The 16,053-nt window shown below is 60.5% G+C and carries 14 protein-coding genes; 5 read left to right on the plus strand and 9 right to left on the minus strand.

Annotated elements, in window-relative coordinates:
- Window positions 1-41: 41 nt before the first annotated feature.
- From BE0216_RS11180 to BE0216_RS11210, 7 genes are all read right to left on the minus strand, one after another.
- Complete coding sequence (locus BE0216_RS11180; RefSeq protein WP_094637020.1) at window positions 42-812, minus strand: ABC transporter permease subunit; 771 nt, start codon at window positions 810-812, stop codon at window positions 42-44.
- A complete protein-coding gene (locus tag BE0216_RS11185) occupies window positions 809-1,705 on the minus strand; it encodes an ABC transporter ATP-binding protein (protein WP_094637021.1) in 897 nt (298 codons plus the stop codon). The genes BE0216_RS11180 and BE0216_RS11185 overlap by 4 nt, the downstream gene beginning before the upstream one ends.
- A 1-nt stretch (window position 1,706) precedes the next feature.
- On the minus strand, window positions 1,707-1,910 hold the full coding sequence (locus BE0216_RS11190; protein WP_094637022.1) for a PLDc N-terminal domain-containing protein: 204 nt from the start codon (window positions 1,908-1,910) through the stop codon (window positions 1,707-1,709).
- Window positions 1,903-2,640 carry a MerR family transcriptional regulator gene (locus BE0216_RS11195; protein WP_094637023.1) on the minus strand — a complete coding sequence of 246 codons (738 nt, stop codon included), beginning with the start codon at window positions 2,638-2,640 and terminating at the stop codon, window positions 1,903-1,905. The genes BE0216_RS11190 and BE0216_RS11195 overlap by 8 nt, the downstream gene beginning before the upstream one ends.
- Window positions 2,641-2,889: 249 nt before the next feature.
- Window positions 2,890-3,606, minus strand: a complete 717-nt coding sequence (locus BE0216_RS11200; protein ID WP_094637024.1) for an Abi family protein — start codon at window positions 3,604-3,606, stop codon at window positions 2,890-2,892.
- Window positions 3,607-3,961: 355 nt separating this feature from the next.
- The gene (gene hrpA, locus BE0216_RS11205; RefSeq protein WP_094637025.1) at window positions 3,962-8,026 is read right to left on the minus strand and encodes an ATP-dependent RNA helicase HrpA; all 4,065 of its coding nucleotides are present in this window, start codon (window positions 8,024-8,026) and stop codon (window positions 3,962-3,964) included.
- A 67-nt stretch (window positions 8,027-8,093) separates the two neighbouring features.
- Window positions 8,094-8,756 (minus strand): class I SAM-dependent methyltransferase, encoded by a 663-nt coding sequence (locus BE0216_RS11210; protein ID WP_094637183.1) that lies wholly within the window; start codon window positions 8,754-8,756, stop codon window positions 8,094-8,096.
- A gap of 105 nt (window positions 8,757-8,861) precedes the next feature.
- On the opposite strand from BE0216_RS11210, the gene hflX reads away from it, so the two are divergent.
- From hflX to BE0216_RS11225, 3 genes are all read left to right on the plus strand, one after another.
- Window positions 8,862-10,433, plus strand: a complete 1,572-nt coding sequence (gene hflX / locus BE0216_RS11215) for a GTPase HflX (RefSeq protein WP_094637026.1) — start codon at window positions 8,862-8,864, stop codon at window positions 10,431-10,433.
- 197 nt (window positions 10,434-10,630) lie between these two features.
- Window positions 10,631-11,593, plus strand: coding sequence for an L-lactate dehydrogenase (locus tag BE0216_RS11220; RefSeq protein ID WP_072725122.1), 963 nt, complete (start codon window positions 10,631-10,633; stop codon window positions 11,591-11,593).
- Between the two features lie 365 nt (window positions 11,594-11,958).
- On the plus strand, window positions 11,959-12,894 hold the full coding sequence (locus BE0216_RS11225) for a cation diffusion facilitator family transporter (protein ID WP_094637027.1): 936 nt from the start codon (window positions 11,959-11,961) through the stop codon (window positions 12,892-12,894).
- Window positions 12,895-12,987: 93 nt separating this feature from the next.
- Here the strand turns inward: BE0216_RS11225 and lexA are convergent, their stop codons facing one another.
- Complete coding sequence (gene lexA, locus BE0216_RS11230) at window positions 12,988-13,701, minus strand: transcriptional repressor LexA (protein WP_094637184.1); 714 nt, start codon at window positions 13,699-13,701, stop codon at window positions 12,988-12,990.
- A gap of 170 nt (window positions 13,702-13,871) precedes the next feature.
- Between lexA and BE0216_RS11235 the strand changes: the two genes are divergently transcribed.
- The gene (locus BE0216_RS11235; RefSeq protein ID WP_094637028.1) at window positions 13,872-14,225 is read left to right on the plus strand and encodes a LysM peptidoglycan-binding domain-containing protein; all 354 of its coding nucleotides are present in this window, start codon (window positions 13,872-13,874) and stop codon (window positions 14,223-14,225) included.
- A 57-nt stretch (window positions 14,226-14,282) separates the two neighbouring features.
- Window positions 14,283-14,729 carry a transcriptional regulator NrdR gene (gene nrdR, locus BE0216_RS11240; RefSeq protein ID WP_094637029.1) on the plus strand — a complete coding sequence of 149 codons (447 nt, stop codon included), beginning with the start codon at window positions 14,283-14,285 and terminating at the stop codon, window positions 14,727-14,729.
- Between the two features lie 123 nt (window positions 14,730-14,852).
- Here the strand turns inward: nrdR and serA are convergent, their stop codons facing one another.
- Window positions 14,853-16,052: a phosphoglycerate dehydrogenase gene (gene serA / locus BE0216_RS11245; protein ID WP_094637030.1), complete on the minus strand. Its 1,200-nt coding sequence runs from the start codon at window positions 16,050-16,052 to the stop codon at window positions 14,853-14,855.
- Between the last annotated feature and the right edge of the window lies 1 nt (window position 16,053).

A 16,053-nucleotide genomic window follows, 5' to 3' on the forward strand; every position in this document is an offset into this window, starting at 1 on the left:
TGTTCTTGTCATCGTAATCGTGGGCTGGCTCATCGCATCAATTACAGTTGCCTCTTGTTGACGATCGGAATGCTTGCGGCAACGCATGCCATGCACAAGAACGTGGCAATAACAATAGCTTGCGCATATGCGTCTATTCCCTTCGCGCCCGTCAACAGCGAATTGGCATTCATCAACATAGTGGGCGAATAAGCCTTCACCTTCGGTATGATGCTCAATACATATGCCACCAGCACCGTCCCGCCGACGCACAGGATGACACCTGTGTTGTTCTGCAAGAGTGCTGAGAAGAGGATCATCAGGCATATGGCCCATACGCCGAACAACCACCATAGAGCTGCCGAGAGGAATAGGTCGTTCGCGATACTGTTATCCCAAAAATAAGCGTTGTATCCATAGGTGATGGCGAAGCATATTCCATAGCCGACCGTCCAAAGCGACAGCAACAGCATGGTTTTCGCAAGCACGACCTTGTATCTTGACAGGCCTTTTGTCAATACAAGCAGCAGCGTTCCAGATTTGTATTCTTTGGTGAATATATCGCTGAAGATCAGTACGAAAGCGATAAGCGCCATAGGAATGTTTTTGAAAAACTGCGTCCATGAAGTCATGGCGTCCACTTGAATATCCGTGACCACCAATCCGCTCTCCGCCATGGTATTGGACAGTATTTCCATCATCCATGGCGTCAGCTTCGCGATTGCGGGGTTCATAATGCCGAATAGCACAAACAAGAGCGCGAGAATAATGATCTTGCCTGTTCGTGCAGCTTCAAGCCATTCCTTTGCTATAAAGGTGAGTAAAGATTTCATGTTGCCACCTCCAAAAACAGCGATTCCAGCGTTGGCTCCATTCGCTCAATTTTCTGTACGGGTATTCTGTTTTCGGTGATATATCGCATGATGGCGAAGAAGCAATCCTCGCCGCCATGAAACATAAGTGCGTTTTGCTCTGCGCGTTGGAGATCGCCGAATACTTGCATAAGCGTGTCGGCATCTTCTTTGCGCTCCGTTTCGACGATGAATTCGTCGGACGACCGCCTGCTTCGCAGTTGGGCGATAGTCCCTTGCATGGCGATGCTGCCATCATGCAAAAAAGCGGCTTCTGTGCAGATACGCTCCACATCCGAAAGGATGTGCGTGGAAAACAGCACCGTGGTCTGCTCCCTTGCCGCAAGAAGTACATCCAAAATTTCCTTGCGCCCTACGGGATCGAGCGCCGATGTCGGTTCGTCGCAGATCAGAAGTTTTGGACGGTTGAGAAGAGCCTGTGCGATTCCCAACCGTTGCTTCATTCCCCTTGAGAAACCTTTGATACGGTGGCGCTCCTGGCCAAGGCCGACCAGATACAACAGTTCCTTGCCTCTCGTCGCAATGTCGGCTTCGTCCATCCCGCAGATGTTTCCGCAAAAAGTCAGATACTCATACGGTGTCATATAGGAATAAAACTCCGGCACGTCGGGCAGATAGCCTATGTGCCGGTTGGTGGAGGTCTGTCCAAAACGCACCTTCTCACCCATAACGTGGATCTCGCCGCAGTCCACCTTGAGAAGCCCGAGAATCGTTTTCATCGTCGTTGTTTTTCCGGCGCCGTTTTTTCCGATGAAACCGAAGATGCTGTGTTCGGGAACGGACATAGCAATCCCGCGAAGCACCTCTTTGCCGCCGAAATTCTTTCTCAGGTTGTGTATCGACAGCACATCCATATCAATCCTCCTTGCCAAGCAGGAAGTAGAGGATCGGACCGATGAACTCCATACCGATAATGGCGACAACGAGCCACAAAGTACGATTGCCTCTCCTGTAATTGCTATGGGTTAGGATGTGATAGAGGGTATAACCCAGCAAAGCGAACTGGACGATTGCCAGCGGGATCAAAAACGGAAGAAATTCCTCCATAACGTTATCCATGTTCTTTTCCTTCCTCTCCATAGGTTTCCACGCAAAAGCCTTTATATCCGCAGCCGGTGCAGGTCAGTTTTCTGAGTGTGAGCGTGTGCCTTGCGAACATGGCCTCTTTGCGTCGAGGCTTGAACACCTCATGACATTGCGGGCAGATATAGGCGATCCTGTTGAAATAGAATGCTATGACCCAAATCGCATATGGAACGGCCACCAGAACGTAAAGAGCGAACAGCCACCATATTCCTGAGGCAATCCAGAAAACGATGGATGCCCACTGAATGATGCCGATGGGAATGGCGGTAATCAGCAGGATGGCGTGTAGCCGTCTCATGTTCTTTTTGTTTTCCATCGCATACGCTATATCGCCGATAGATTCGATGGAGAAAAAATCATCCACGCTCTTCAGCCCTCGCCTAATCCCCTCGAGCATATCGAGCTTTGCTTGTCTTTCGCGCACTTCCTTACGAAGCAGCTGCTCCTGCTGTTCAAGCAAAACGGAAATGACGCTGCCGGGATCATCCTCGGACAGCAATGCTCCTATGCTGTTGATCGAAATGTCGGTGTCCCGAAGGAAGCATATGATCTTCAGGCGCTTCACATCATCTTCTGAATAAAGACGCCTGCCGCCCTCCGTGAGCTCACTGGGCGTAAGAATGCCGCGAGTATCGTAATACTGCACTGTTCTAACGGATACGCCACAGAGCTTCGCGATTTCTCCAGTCGTGTATTTTGACATAGCTTTCACCTCCTTTCACCCTTATTTAACTTCATTACGCAACGTCATGAGCAACACGTTACGCAGGGGGATTTTTTGGGAATTCGGGCGTTATCGTTTTCGGCAAGCCTCTTTCAAAGCTTCTCCAGCAAAGCACATGGAGCAAAGAAGTCCAAGACAAACTGAAATCGCCAGACTTCACCAACCAGTTTTCGACCAATCTGCAAGGTGACCGGCTTATCACGTTGATCTTGCGTTTGTACGATTGGATTATGGGCGCGGATTGGACTGCAGGAATGTTTCGACAGATGTCGGTGCGTTAGGATCGAAAACATCTGCTAATGGCAGAAGCTGGCGGAATAATGATATGACAGATTTATCAATTGCGGTTGGGGATGCTGCTTGTCTGACACAGTGAAATAGTGGTTCATGGTGTGCTATCCGGTTTCGGCATTCGTTGATGAGCTTGATTTTTGCATTCAAATCAGCTCTGTTCGTTCCGGCAGGCCATGCATGGTGAAGGCAGGGAATCCATAGGGCGCGTTCATGTGCCTTGTCCGTTAAATGCGCCCAAAAGCCGAAGGAAAGGTTGGCGATGATCCTTCCGGGCTGTGAGAGTTCCTTGTGAATGGAGGTCGCACTGTGAATGCTTGCTCGATTCAATGCGTTGGCATCGAACATTTTGCCGGAGCTGCTACGCCGAAGTATGGGAATGTTGACCGGAGAGGAGCCATCAAGCAGCCATGGCTCGGGTCCCTTCCAACGCGAACTGATTGCACGGTCATAGGCGTTTCGCAAGGCTACTTCGAAGAACGCGATGTCTTTCATCAGCACTTGACCGAGATCGATGTTCCACTCATAGAGACGAAGCGCGCGAGTCATATTGTTTTCGGAGGCATCGAGGTAGGTTCGGAATCGAGGCGTGGATAGCCAGTCGTAAACCCAGGTTTTATCGGGCGCAAGGTTTTGGCGTAGAGCGTTGATCATCTGGGCCTCCTTGCCTTGCGGGTAATGCAATGCCCCGGTGACTTGGAAACCAGCGGTCAACACGGGGCTTGTATTCGTAATTGTAAATGCAATCTGTGACTTTGCGTTGAGCAGAAACTGGTGTACATGGTAAGCGTCTAATCCGGGCGTTATCAGATTGCATGCTATTTGTGATTCGGTGGTAGACACCATCAAATGTCTGTCACCTGATCGCGATGGAAAAGATTCACGCACGTAGCGCAGGAGCCGGCCCCATGATGCACAGGGAATCCGGCTCCTACTTCCATTTCCTCCTCGGAGGTTGGCTTACTGGGCGGCGTAACGCATTCTTGCGACTGAATTCTTTCCTGATTAATCAGGCCAAGGCTTTGCGCAGGCGTTGGATGCTGATGGGTTTGGGGGTGCCGAGTTCTTGTGCCCACAGGGAGACGTAGAACTCCTCGAGCATCCAGCGGGCCTCGTCGGCTTGCTTAGTCAGCGCCTCGTGGCGAGGTCCGGCCGGTTCGCGCTTGGCGCGGTCCAGGGCCTTGTCCACGAGTTGTTTGGCTTCGTCGGCCTCCCATGCCCAGCGCACGTCGCGGTTCTTATCGGTTTTCGCCTTGGTCAGGCGCGCGAGGTCGGCCCTCAGATACCGTTCGATATGGCGCAGCGAATACGGGGGAGCGGCGCCGATGAAGCCGGGGAACACCAGCGTGGCGATATGCTCGCGAATCGACTGCAACACCGAGAGCATCGGCAGGTCCGCCTTGCCGGACACCGCTTTGTCGACCTCGGCGTAGCGAGTCAGAATCGCAATCACGTCATGCGCCACCGCGTACACGGTATCCTCATACACCTGCTGCACGTCGAGCACGGCGTTCGCCAACGCCTCATCGTCGGGCAGCTTGTCCACCTCGGGCAGGAGACGCTTGACCGTGGCCAACTGCAGATCCTCCACCAACGCCTTGGTGGACTGGTACGGCGCGGAGGCGAGCATCAGCGCCTCGCCGCCCAGCCAACGCGAGGAGACGCGGTCGGCCGGCAGCCGCAGCGCGTCGAGCGCGCCCTTCCACAGCATCGCGGCGCGCGACTCGGTGGTCGCGCCCGCCTTGTGCAGCAGATTCGCCTGCTCGACCAGCTTGCCTTGGGTGGCTGCCTGATCGGCCTGACGTTGGACCATCTGGCGGGCCGACGCTTCGGCCTGCGCGGCGAACTCGCGTTGCAGGGCGACCAGATCCTTGCCCATGCCCATCACCTTCACCGGCCCGCGCGCGCGACGGCGGCCGCGCTGGTTGCGGCTGGGCGGCAACGTCTGCTCCACCGAGAACGTCATACGCAGATACGGGGCGAGCTTGTCCCACAATTCGCCGGTCAGCACCTCCGGATGGATCTGCGCGCCGACCACCTGGATGGCGGCCTGCGTGAACACATGCGCGAAATCAGGCCAACGCGCGGCCTCGCCGTCGGCCGGCAGGGGCGGCAGATTCGGCTTGCCCTGCGAGCCGGAGCCGGGCAGGTCGGGGTAGTGTTCGTCGATCCAGTCGCGCAGTTTGGCGGCCGTGTCCGGAGCGGGCACGAACTGCACGCGCAGCTGCTTGGGCAGGGATTTGATCATGGCGAGCAGCAGCTCGTCCAACAGGCCCGGCACATTCCATGTGAACTGTTCGGGAGAGACGCGCGAAAGCGCCTTGATCGGCACATGCACGGTCACGCCGTCGTGCGGATCGTGCGGGTCGTACACGTAGCTGAGCCGCAGATCGATGGGGCGTCCGTCGGAACCCAAGGTATGCCAATGGTCGGGATAGTCGTCGAGACTTACCGACTCGCTGTCGGCCAAGCGTTCCACCTTCGTCGGATCGAAATCCAACAAGGTGGGATGCTCGTCGTGTTCGACCTTCCACCATTTCGCCAAGTCGGCCACGCAGGTCACCTCGTGGGGGATCACCGCGTTGTAGAAGTCGAACAGATCCTCGTCGGAGACCGTGTCGGCGATCTGGCGTGTGCGGCTCGCGTCCTCGGCCGCCTCCTCAAGCACGTCGCGGTTCTTCGCCACGAACTCGTCATAGCTGAAGCGCTGCTGGATGTCGCCTTCGACCAAGCCCTGGCGGATCAGGAAGTCTCGCGCCTCCAACGGGTTGATGCGGCCCCACTGCACGGTGCGGTCCTGCACGATCGGCAGACCGTACAGCAGCACTTTGGACGTGGCCACCGCAGAACCGCGCGAACCCGACCAATGCGGTTCGGCGTAGGTGGTGCGGGTGAGCGAGCCCGCCAACGGTTCGGCCCACGCCGGGTCGATCGCGGCGGAATAGCGCGCCCACAGGCGGCTCGTCTCCACCAGCTCCGTGCTCATCACCCAAGCCGGCGTGGCCTTGGCCACCGCGGAGGCAGGGAAGAGGGCGAAATGCGTGCCGCGCGCGCCCTGATAATCGTTCTTCGACTGCTTCTGCGCGCGCTTCATGGCACGCGCCCGAGCCGCGCCGGAAAGCCCCGCGAAATCGGAGGCCTTGGGCTCTCGCACCACCTGCATGCCCATCATGGAAAGAAGCCCCGCCAGCATCGACCTGTGGATGCCTTCGGCGTCCCACGCGCAGCACAGGGAATGTGCGGCCTGCTGGTTGATCGGCAGTTGGCGGATCTCCAAGCCGGCGCGCGAGGAGGGAAGCGGCTCACCCACCTTGAACTTCATCTCGCGGCACATCTCACGCAGCTGCGAGACCAGATCCTTCCACTGGCGCATACGCAGCCAGTTGAGATATTCGGCTTTGCAGATCCGGCGCAGCGCGTTGTTGCTCGGCTCGCCGTCCGCTTGGAACACACGGTCCCAGATGTTCAACGCGGTGAGGAAATCGCTGGTCGGATCGGCGTAGCGGTTGTGGATGCGGTCCGCTTCGTCGCGCGCCTCGTCCGGGCGTTCGCGCGGATCCTGCAGGCTCAGGAACGCCACGACCACCAGCATGGCGGCCAACGTGTTCGGCGACGTGGACTTCGCCGCCTCGATCACCATACGGCCCAAACGCACGTCAATCGGAATGCGCGCCAGCTGGCGGCCGATATGCGTGAGCGTCACCTCGCCGCGCTTGCGGCCGATGGCCTTCAACTCGGTCAGCTCGTTGAAACCGTCAGAGACGGCCTTCATATCCGGCGGGTCGATGAAGCCGAAATTCGTCACATCCTCGGCAGTGCGCGCCACACCCACCGACAGCATATGCAACACCACCGCGCCCAGCGAGGTGCGCAGGATCTCCGGCTCGGTGAAGCGCGGACGCGTCTCGTAATCCTCACGCGCGTACAGGCGGATGGCGATGCCGTCGGCGATACGGCCGCATCGGCCGGAACGCTGGTCGGCGCTCGCCTGGCTGATCGGCTCGATCGGCAGACGCTGCACTTTCGCCGTCTTCGAATAGCGCGAGATGCGCGCCATACCCGGATCCACCACATAGCGGATGCCCGGCACGGTCAGCGACGTCTCGGCCACATTCGTGGCGATGACGATGCGCTGGTGCGTATGCGGCTCGAACACGCGATGCTGCTCCTTAGCGGACAGCCTCGCGAACAGTGGCATGATCTCGATCGCGTCGGGGCGGCGCATATCCGCCGCGCGCGGGCCGTAATGGTGGCGCAGCGCGGCCTCGAACTCGTGGATGTCGCGCTCGCCGGACGCGAACACGAGAATGTCGCGGGCGCCGCGTTCATGGCTTGAATGGATGATGAGTTCGGCGCAGGCGCGGGCCACGGCGGTGGGCATATCGGTGATGCCCGCGTCGAGGTCGTCGTCGCCGGGACGCGCGCCGGTGGCGAAACCCGGCACCTCATGCATCAGCGCGGGCGCGGCGCCGAGCGGCTCGTAGGCGATCCGCACCGGATAGGTGCGTCCCGACACCTCGATCACCGGCACCGACGTGCCCAAAGCGCGTTCGAAATGCTCCTGGAACTTCACCGAATCGATGGTGGCGGAGGTGATCACCAGCTTCAGGTCGCGTCGCTGGGGGAGCAGGGCGGTCAGATAGCCGAGCAGAAAGTCGATGTTGAGGCTGCGTTCGTGCGCCTCGTCGATCACGATCGTGTCGTATTTCATCAGCTTGGGGTCGCGTTGGATCTGCGCGAGCAGAATACCGTCGGTGACCACGCGCAGACGCGTGTTCGGCGAGCTTTCGTCGGTGAACCGCACCTGATAGCCGATCTCGTCGCCCAGTCGCACGCCCATCTCGCTGGCGATGCGCTCCGCCACCGTGCGCGCGGCGATACGGCGCGGCTGCGTATGTACGATCTGCCGGCCGTGCGTGCCGCGGCCCAACTCGAGCAGAATCTTCGGCAGCTGTGTGGTTTTGCCGGAGCCCGTCTGTCCGGAGACGATCACCACCTGGCTGGAACGCACGGCCTCGGCGATCTCGCCGCGCGCGGCCGACACCGGCAGTTCAGATGGATACTCGTACTTCATATGCTCCGTCCTTGCCCTTGCCGTCGATGGACAGCGCTCTACGCGGCGGTGTCTTGGGACGGCGCGGCTAGTTGTTACGCAAAACCTCTATGATACGGAATCCCTTGGAACTGGCGTATTTGTCCACCGCATACTCATCGCCGAGCGCTTCGTCCAACCATGGGATCAGCGAGTCCGCGCCGAGGTTTCTCTGCACCACCAGATAGGCCGCGCCGCCCTGCTTCAGCCGCGGCAGCCACGTCAGCAGCAGCGTGTGCAGCGCCTCCTTGCCGATGCGGATCGGCGGATTCGACCAGATCACATCGAAACGCAGGTCGTCGGGCAGAATCTCGCACGTCAGCGCATCGGATACGGGCTGATCGGCCAACGGCACGCCATCGGCACCGGTCTGCGACACATGCACGTTGACGCAGCCGTTGGCCTTCGCGTTCGCGGCGGTCAGCTCCAACGCGCGCTCGTTCACATCCACGGCCCACACGTCGGCCTGCGGCGACTCAAAGGCCAGCGACAGGGCGACCGGCCCCCAACCGCAACCCAAATCCAGCAACGCGCCTTGACTCGGCGGTTCGGGCGCCTGACGCAGCAGCACCGACGTGCCGAGATCCAGCCGGGAACCGGAGAACACGCCGTTCGACACCTGCACCGTGGCGTCGTTGCCGCGCAGCGACACCTTCAGCGTGCGGCGCACATCCTTCGACGCGGGCTCCGCCGCGAAATACTGTTCGGCCATCGTCATCCTCGCTTCCTCGAATCCGACTTCCAATCCGACTTCCTCGGTCGGCTTACGTCATGTCTGCTCACACGATGATAATAAAGACGATAGTTCAACCGTGTGATGCGAGAGCAGAAGAAGGTGGCATTGAGCCTGGAGACCCAATCCGAGCGGACGGAATCGTTCGAGACAAGCGCCGTTGACGGCACTGCAACCACCGAAGCCGACCGTTCCTCCGAAGTAGACGCCGGCGTGCTCTCCGGACGTTCCGAAGTCCTGCTGGATGGCCATTCCGGCGTATCCGCGTTCGATGAGGCGGGCGACCAGGAATGGGAGGAGCGAGAATCCCGCAACGCGCTCAAGCATGTCGTGGGCATGGGCGAACTGCAGGACGTCACCGAAGTCGAATACCGCAAGGTACGACTCGAACGCGTGGTACTGGTCGGCGTATGGTCATCGCAGAACAGCACCGCCGCCAAAGCCGAGGAATCCCTACGCGAGCTGGCGGCGCTCGCCGAAACCGCGGGCGCGGTGGTGTGCGACGGTCTGCTGCAGCATCGTTCCCGCCCGGACGCCGCCACCTACGTGGGCTCGGGCAAGGCCAAGGAGATCGCCGACATCGTGGCGCGCGAGGAGGCCGACACCATCATCGTGGACGATGATCTGCCACCCTCGCAGCGTCGCGCGCTCGAGGACGCCACCAAAGTGAAGGTGGTGGACCGTACCGCCGTGATCCTCGACATCTTCGCCCAGCACGCCACCAGCCGTGAAGGCAAGGCGCAGGTGGAGCTCGCCCAGTTGCAGTACATGCTGCCGCGACTGCGCGGCTGGGGCGCCTCCCTGTCGCGTCAGGCCGGCGGTCGTGCCGCGGGCGCGGACGGCGGCATCGGCTCGCGAGGCCCCGGCGAGACGAAAATCGAAATGGACCGTCGTGTGATCCGCACGCGCATCGCGCGCCTGCGCCAGCAGATCCGCCAGATGGCGCCGGCCCGCGAAATCAAGCGTGGTTCGCGACGCCGCTTCGGACTGCCGACCATCGCCGTGGTGGGGTATACGAACGCGGGCAAATCCTCGCTGACCAACCGGCTGACCGGTTCGACGGAACTTGTGGAGAACGCGCTGTTCGCCACGCTGGACACCGCCGTGCGCCGCGCCAAAGCCAAGGACGGCCGCCTGTACGCCTATGTGGACACGGTTGGATTCGTGCGGCGCTTGCCCACCCAATTGGTCGAGGCGTTCAAATCGACGTTGGAGGAGGTGGCCGAGGCCGACGTGATCCTGCACGTGGTCGACGGCTCGCATCCCGACCCGTTCTCGCAGATCGACGCGGTGAACGACGTGCTCGCCGACATCGAGGGAACCGCTTCGATTCCGCGTCTGCTGGTGTTCAACAAAATCGATCTGGTCGACGAAAGCGTGCGCGAGCGTCTGCGCAATCTGGAATCCGACGCCCATCTCGTCTCCGCCTATTCGGGCGAGGGATTGGACGAGCTGCGCGCCGCCGTCGAAGCGTTGCTGCCGGTGCCGCATGTGCATGTGAACGCGCTGCTGCCCTATACGGCCGGCGCGCTGCTGTCTCGCGTGCGCGAATACGGCAATGTGATCGCTTTGGACTACCGCGACGACGGCGTGATGCTTGAGGCGGACGTCGACAGCCATCTGGCCGCGCAGATCGTCGAACAGGCCATCGACTGATCGGGTCCGCGGCGGATGGCGGGCGTGTGAGCTTGCTCACGTGTGTTATAGCAGGAATGTTAGCGATAACAATCCAGTGGTTCCAGCTGTTTTTGAAAAACTTTTTCGTGGTGAAACGTCATAGCGGACGAGTAGAGTGAAGACGTTGTTTGGATGGAATCCCGCCAAAAAACGGGAAGTGATAGGAAGAGATACCCATGGCTGAATCGCTTATTAAGCCCACCAAGCTTGCTGTGATCGGCGCCGGCGCTGTCGGCTCCACACTGGCCTTCGCCGCCGCCCAGCGCGGCATCGCCCGCGAAATCGTGCTCCAGGACATCGCCAAGGAACGCGTCGAAGCCGAAGTGCTCGACATGCAGCACGGCTCCAGCTTCTATCCCACCGTCTCCATCGACGGTTCCGACGACCGCGAGGTCTGCCGCGACGCCGACATGATCGTCATCACCGCCGGTCCCCGCCAGAAGCCCGGCCAGTCCCGCCTCGAACTCGTCGGCGCCACCATCAACATCCTCAAGTCCATCATCCCCGGCCTCGTCGAAGTCGCCCCCAACGCCATCTTCATGCTCATCACCAACCCGGTGGACATCGCCACCCATGTGGCCCAGAAGATCTCCGGCCTGCCTGAGAACCAGGTCTTCGGCTCCGGCACCAACCTCGACTCCGCCCGTCTGCGCTTCCTCATCGCCGAGCAGACCGGCGTCAACGTCAAGAACGTCCACGCCTACATCGCCGGCGAACACGGCGACTCCGAAGTCCCGCTGTGGGCCTCCGCCACCATCGGCGGCGTCCCCATGTGCGACTGGACCCCGCTGCCCGGCCACGAGCCCCTCGACGCCGACGTTCGCGAGCAGATCCACCAGGACGTCAAGAACGCCGCCTACAAGATCATCAACGGCAAGGGCGCGACCAACTACGCCATCGGCATGTCCGGCGTCGACATCATCGAAGCCGTCCTCAAAGACTCCAACCGCATCCTCCCCGTCAGCTCCATGCTCAAGGACTTCCACGGCATCTCCGACGTCTGCATGTCCGTCCCCACCCTCATCAACCGCTCCGGCGTCAACACCGCCATCAACACCCCGGTGTCCGACAAGGAGCTTGCGGCCTTGAAGCGTTCGGCGGAGACGCTAAGGGAGACCGCCGCCCAATTCGGCTTCTAGCAAATCCCGCACCGATGGAGCGCCTTCGGTGTTGCTCGGAACTCGACGTACCTTTGTACGCCTTCGTTCCGTGCGCCTTGGGGTCGCACGCATCGGTGCGGGATTTTGTGTTTTGGTACCGGTGGGGCGTCTCCGTCGTTGCTCGGAACTCGACGTACCTTTGTACGCCTTCGTTCCGTGCGCCTAGGGGTCGCACGCATCGGTGCGGGATTTCACGTAGCGTGATGGGCCCCATGCGGCGTGTGCTATGGTGAAAACGGTGATGAGACCCCGGCTTCGGCCGGGGTTTCGTCGTATTGGAACGTAACTGCAAATGGTATTGAGAAGCGGTTTCACTAGGAACGGGACGAGGGGAGCGGACGACGATGGCGCATGATCACACGCATGCAAGCGCGGGAGGCGATTCGGCGGAGCATCAGCGGCGGCTGATACTGACGTTGACGTTGACCGGAACGGTGTTTCTTGCGGAGGTCGTCGGCGCGGCCCTCACCGAATCGTTGGCCCTGCTGGTCGACGCCGGGCATATGCTCACCGACATGTCCGTGCTCATCGCCTCCACGGTCACCGCCATGCTGATGCGCCGCAAACCCGACAGCACCCGCACCTGGGGTTGGGCCAGACTGGAGGTCATCACCGCCGCGGGCGGCGCCCTTGTGCTGTTCGGTGTCGGCGCGTACGCGTTGATCGAAGCCGGATTGCGTCTGTTCGGAGAGTCGGCGGATGACGTGCATGACGCCCGTCTGCTGCTCGCATTCGGCATCCTCGGACTCGCCGCCAACATCGGGTCCATAGTGATTCTCGCCTCGCAGCGCGGCGACAACATGAATATGAAGGCCGCGTTCCTCGAAGTGTTGAACGACGCGCTCGGATCGGTGGCCGTGGTGCTGTCCGCCGTGGTGATGATGGCGACCAGCTGGGCGGGATTCGACGCGGTCGCCGGCGGCCTGATCGCCCTGATGATGATTCCCCGCGCCGTCACCCTGCTGCGCAACGCGGTGCGAGTGCTGTTGGAGGAGACGCCGGAAGGTCTCGACCTCGACGCGGTGCGCGAGCATCTCGAAGGGGTGCCGCATGTGGTCGCCGTTCACGACCTGCATGCCAGCACCGTATCCACCGGCATGCCGATACTCATGGCCCATGTGGTGGTGGAGCGGGGTCTGAGCATGGAACAGGCGGAGGGGATTCTGCAGCAGCTTCAGGACTGCCTGCGCGAGCACTTTCCGGTGTCGGTGCCCCACACCACGTTCCAACTCGAACCGGAGGGGTACACCACCCCGTCCGCCGAACAGCTGCATATGTGACGAGGGAACACGTTGGACGGAGGAGATCCTTGCGTCTCGCTGCGCTCCGCTCGGGATGACGGAAGAAGTTTATCCGTTTGGGGGCGTGGGATATTAGAGTTTGCGCAGTACGGTGACGACTTTGCCCATGATCTGCGCGTGGGTGCCGTCGATGGGGGAGTAGGCGGGATTGTGCGGCATCAGCCACACATGGCCGTCCTGCTTGCGGAAGGTTTTCACGGTGGCCTCATCGTCGAGCAGCGCCGCCACGATATCGCCGTTCACCGCGGTGCTCTGCTCGCGCACCACCACGAAATCGCCGTCGCAGATGGCCGCGTCCACCATGGAATCGCCGTGCACCTCCAACATGAACAGGGTGCCGGTGCCGGTCAGGCGCTCCGGCAGACGCATCACATCATCCACATGCTGGTCCGCGGTGATGGGCACGCCGGCCGCGATGCGGCCCACCAGCGGCACGTCATGCGACTGCATCACCGACTCGCTTTCGGGGAAGGGGATGATGGTCGCCGTCGCGGCGGGGGCGTCGGGCTGTGCGGACTGGGCCGCAGACGTTGCCTCGTCGCCTTGCGGGGGTGCCACCACTTCGATGGCACGACCCTTGTTGGCGTTCATGCGAATGAAGCCTTTGTCTTCCAGGGTCTGCAACTGGTGCTTCACCGACGAAGGGCTTTTCAGTCCGGCGTATTCGCCGATCTCGCGGAATGACGGGGCGAAGCCATGGGCGTCGATATGCGTGCGGATGGCCTCCAGCACCTTGCGTTGACGGTCGGTCAGCGCGCTGTCGGCTGATGATGGCTGCGGGGTCATGGCGATGATGCTCACGTCGGGGCTCCTTTCGGGCGGCTGTGACCAGTGTATCGTGCAAATCATGTGAAATCAAACATCTGTTCGACTCGTCGTGTTGACGTTGTCGAACAGATGTGCCACAATCAGAACAAGTGTTCGATAGAACAGGTGTTCGAAAGGATGTGGTTGCGATGGCTGGAACCGCTGTGATGATGGGCAAAGGCATGATGAGGGGTAGCGCCAAGCGATCCCATGGGACGATGCGTCTGACCACACGCGGCAAGCTGGTTGTGGCGCTGCTGGCAGCGGCTTTGACTTGGGCGGGAATCAGTGTGGTTTCGCCGGTCCCCGCGCATTCGGAGGCAGGGGCGACCGCCGTGTCCAGCTATATCGTGCGTCCGGGGGACACGCTGTGGTCGTATGCGTCGAGCATCACTCCCGCGGGGCAGGACGTGTCGAACACGGTCGACGAACTGATCGAGCTGAACGATTTGGAATCCGGCGCATTGCAGGCCGGGCAGCGCATCGTCGTGCCGCAACGTTGATGTCGCGAAACTCCGATGTCTGGCGAACATACGCCACCGCACGGTATCCTTGGCGGAATGCATTGTCCTTTCTGCCAGAATTCCGATACCAAGGTGATTGATACGCGCATCAGCGAGGATGGCTATTCCATTCGTCGCCGGCGGCAGTGCCCCAAATGCGACAAGCGGTTCACCACCGTGGAAACCAGCATGCTGTTGGTCACCAAGCGCGGGGGCAACAGCGAGCCCTTCAATCGCGATAAGGTCGTCTCCGGTGTGCGCAAGGCGTGCCAAGGCCGTCCCGTCAAAGAAGAGGATCTGAAAATGCTCGGGCAGAAGGTCGAAGAGGATCTTCGCTCACGAGGGCTCGCCGAAATCACCTCGGATGAGGTCGGCAAAGCTATTTTGAAGCCGTTGCGCGAATTGGACGAGGTCGCGTATCTGCGTTTCGCCAGCGTCTATCAGAATTTCGCCGGCCTTGCGGACTTCCAGCAGGCCATCGACGATTTGCGGGACGGTCAATAATCGATAATCGCGCGAAAATCGTCAGGCACATAAGAAAACCGAAGCGCCGGCCCATCGCATCTCGTAAAGGATGCGATGGGCCGGCGCTTTTCGTTGGTGAAGTTTCGCGGCGTTCGTCGGGTCTCAGCTGATCACGCGCATGCGAATCGTGCCCTCGATGTCGCGCAGCGCCTGCAGGGTCGCGCTGCTCGGCGTCTTCGAGACGTCGGTGACCACATAGCCCAACTCGCCCTGCGTACCCAGCGACTGGGAGGAGATGTTGATATCCTCTTCGCCGAGCACTCGGTTGACGTGTGCGAGCACGCCGGGCAGATTCGCGTGCAGATGGGTGACGCGCGTGATGCCATTGCCGTCGCCGAGATTGATCTGCGGCAGATTCACCGACAGTGAGGTCGAACCCTTGAACCAGTAGTCCTCAAGGCGCTGGGCGACGAAATGGCCGATGGCCTCCTGAGCCTCCAGCGTGGAACCGCCGATATGCGGGGTCAGGATCATATTGTCCTCATTCGCCAGCGAGGTTTCGAACGGGTCGCCCGACTTCTTCGGCTCGACGGGGAACACGTCGACCGCGGCACCGGAGACGTGTCCCGAGGCCAGATGCTGCTTCAGCGCGCCCAGATCGACCACGAAACCACGGGACAGGTTGATGAAGATCGCGCCGGGCTTCATATGGGAGAACTGCTCCTCGCCGAAGAATCCGGTGTTCGACTTGCGGCCGTCGACATGCAAGGTCACCGCGTCGGATTGCTCGAGCAGTTCGTTCAGCGTCGCGCAGCGATGCGCGTTGCCCAGAGCGAGCTTCTCCTCCAGATCGTAGAACACGACGCGCATGCCCAGGGCCTCCGCCAGCACGGACAGTTGCGAGCCGATATTGCCATAGCCGATGATGCCCAGGGTCTTGCCGCGCACCTCATGCGAACCGCTGGCGGTTTTGTCCCACAGACCATGCTTGAGATGATGCGTGTGGGCGGGGATGCGGCGCATCAGGCAGATGATGTCGCAGATCACCAATTCGACCACGGAGCGCGTGTTCGAATACGGCGCGTTGAACACGGCGATGCCTCGGCGGCCGGCTTCTTCCAGATCGACCTGATTGGTGCCGATGCAGAAGCAGCCGATGGCGCTTAAGTGGGGACGGGCGGCCATGACGGCGGCGGTGACGTTGGTTTTCGAACGCACGCCGAGCAAATCGACGCCATCCAACGCGTCGATGAGCTCGTCCTCGCCTAACGCGCCTTTGAGGGCTTCGACCTCAAAACCATGGTCGCGCAGCGATTGGACGGCGCAGGGATGAATGTTTTCCAGAAGTAACGCTTTGGGCATG

The organism is Bifidobacterium eulemuris, from assembly GCF_014898155.1.
GTDB classification, from domain to species: Bacteria; Actinomycetota; Actinomycetes; order Actinomycetales; family Bifidobacteriaceae; genus Bifidobacterium; species Bifidobacterium eulemuris.

Excerpts from the sequence above, each read along its gene's own strand:
- BE0216_RS11180 (WP_094637020.1), bottom strand. The coding sequence starts at position 812 with ATGAAATCTTTACTCACCTTTATAGCAAAGGAATGGCTTGAAGCTGCA.
- BE0216_RS11185 (WP_094637021.1), bottom strand. The coding sequence starts at position 1,705 with ATGGATGTGCTGTCGATACACAACCTGAGAAAGAATTTCGGCGGCAAA.
- BE0216_RS11190 (WP_094637022.1), bottom strand. The coding sequence starts at position 1,910 with ATGGATAACGTTATGGAGGAATTTCTTCCGTTTTTGATCCCGCTGGCA.
- BE0216_RS11195 (WP_094637023.1), bottom strand. The coding sequence starts at position 2,640 with ATGTCAAAATACACGACTGGAGAAATCGCGAAGCTCTGTGGCGTATCC.
- BE0216_RS11200 (WP_094637024.1), bottom strand. The coding sequence starts at position 3,606 with ATGATCAACGCTCTACGCCAAAACCTTGCGCCCGATAAAACCTGGGTT.
- hrpA (WP_094637025.1), bottom strand. The coding sequence starts at position 8,026 with ATGAAGTACGAGTATCCATCTGAACTGCCGGTGTCGGCCGCGCGCGGC.
- BE0216_RS11210 (WP_094637183.1), bottom strand. The coding sequence starts at position 8,756 with ATGGCCGAACAGTATTTCGCGGCGGAGCCCGCGTCGAAGGATGTGCGC.
- hflX (WP_094637026.1), top strand. The coding sequence starts at position 8,862 with ATGCGAGAGCAGAAGAAGGTGGCATTGAGCCTGGAGACCCAATCCGAG.
- BE0216_RS11220 (WP_072725122.1), top strand. The coding sequence starts at position 10,631 with ATGGCTGAATCGCTTATTAAGCCCACCAAGCTTGCTGTGATCGGCGCC.
- BE0216_RS11225 (WP_094637027.1), top strand. The coding sequence starts at position 11,959 with ATGGCGCATGATCACACGCATGCAAGCGCGGGAGGCGATTCGGCGGAG.
- lexA (WP_094637184.1), bottom strand. The coding sequence starts at position 13,701 with ATGACCCCGCAGCCATCATCAGCCGACAGCGCGCTGACCGACCGTCAA.
- BE0216_RS11235 (WP_094637028.1), top strand. The coding sequence starts at position 13,872 with ATGGCTGGAACCGCTGTGATGATGGGCAAAGGCATGATGAGGGGTAGC.
- nrdR (WP_094637029.1), top strand. The coding sequence starts at position 14,283 with ATGCATTGTCCTTTCTGCCAGAATTCCGATACCAAGGTGATTGATACG.
- serA (WP_094637030.1), bottom strand. The coding sequence starts at position 16,052 with ATGCCCAAAGCGTTACTTCTGGAAAACATTCATCCCTGCGCCGTCCAA.